A 1,226-nucleotide genomic window follows, 5' to 3' on the forward strand; every position below is an offset into this window, starting at 1 on the left:
GAGCTAATGAAAGAAACGAGTTGGTTTTTGACCCTGCCGGAGGGCCAGGTACCAGCTAGCGAGCGTGATCTTCCTGCTCAGACTGAACCCTCGATGACAGCGAAAGAGTTCCTTGATACGGGCATTGCAGCCACCCTCCACATGATTGGAGGTTCTGGGAACGGATGGGTCGGTCACGAAGCGAAAGAGGTCGGGAATGGCATTGCGGAGCAATGATCGAGTTCCACGAAGTTTGCGGTGGGTGTACCACCAATGACCGGTGGCAAGATACGTGCGTTCTTTCAGGAATCGATCGTGTGTGCGGTACCAATATTTGAATGCACGGATCCACCGCCGCTTTTGTCGCTTCGTACGTATCATGGAAAGTTTTTGCACAAGAACGAGGAGATCTCGTCCTGCCTTGGTCTTGGGATGCTGCGTGAGCCATGCACGAGACTGTCGGATGACATGAACCAAGCAGCGCTGAATCTTTGCCGCTGGCCACACCGCATGGATGGCCTTCAGGAGGCCTCGTTGACCGTCGCAGATGACCAAGGCGGGCTGTATACCTTCCGGGCAAAGATTGCGCAGGAAGACGTGCCAGCTCTCGTACGCTTCCCGTTCGACCGGAAGCCACGAGACGGGTATTGCTCGATCGGCATCACCGGCAATGAGCAGCACGCACCGTCGGTGCACGACGGACGTCCCATCGAGCACGAGCACGCGGACGTTCGTGATCGGCATCGGCTTCGGTGGGTTGGCCCACAATGGACGGAACCATGCGTGCAGGCACTGCGTGCTCACTCCGACTTTCTCCGCCACATGACGCAACGTGGATTTCGTCGTGAGCCACATCACCAACAAGGACAACCGCCTTCTCAGGCGGTTGTCCTTGCGTTTGCGGGTGGCATGTCTCCCGCAATCGGTGCAGTACCATCGTTTGGTTCCGGATGGGTGCGTACCCCATCGTTGCATCTGTTTCGTACACGATGGACAGTGTTTCCTTGCTCCACTTAGGGTCATACGTCCCTAAGTTTTCCAGATTCCCGCTCATCTCAGAAGAAAGAATGGACTTTCACCAACTCGAAACTTTCATTAGCTCTGAAATCGCCGATGTGGTCGGGAAGCGCACCATCGCCGTCCGTGTCGCCGTGCATCGAGCGACGAAGCGGCTCCGTTCGGCGCTCGGCGAACGGGTAGACGTATGAAACGTCGTATCGAATCATTCTTCGCATCGTTCCCGACGC

General features: G+C 56.4%; 2 protein-coding genes. One reads left to right on the forward strand and one right to left on the reverse strand.

The window, feature by feature from the left end:
- On the forward strand, window positions 1-216 hold a 216-nt coding region (locus Q7L55_09440), incomplete at its 5' end, for a hypothetical protein (GenBank protein ID MDO8732771.1).
- Between the two features lie 818 nt (window positions 217-1,034).
- Here Q7L55_09440 and Q7L55_09445 read toward each other — a convergent pair.
- Window positions 1,035-1,226, reverse strand: a 192-nt coding sequence (locus Q7L55_09445) for a hypothetical protein (protein ID MDO8732772.1), incomplete at its 5' end; no start/stop codon positions are given.

The organism is Actinomycetota bacterium, assembly GCA_030650795.1.
GTDB lineage: Bacteria > Actinomycetota > Actinomycetes > S36-B12 > S36-B12 > UBA11398.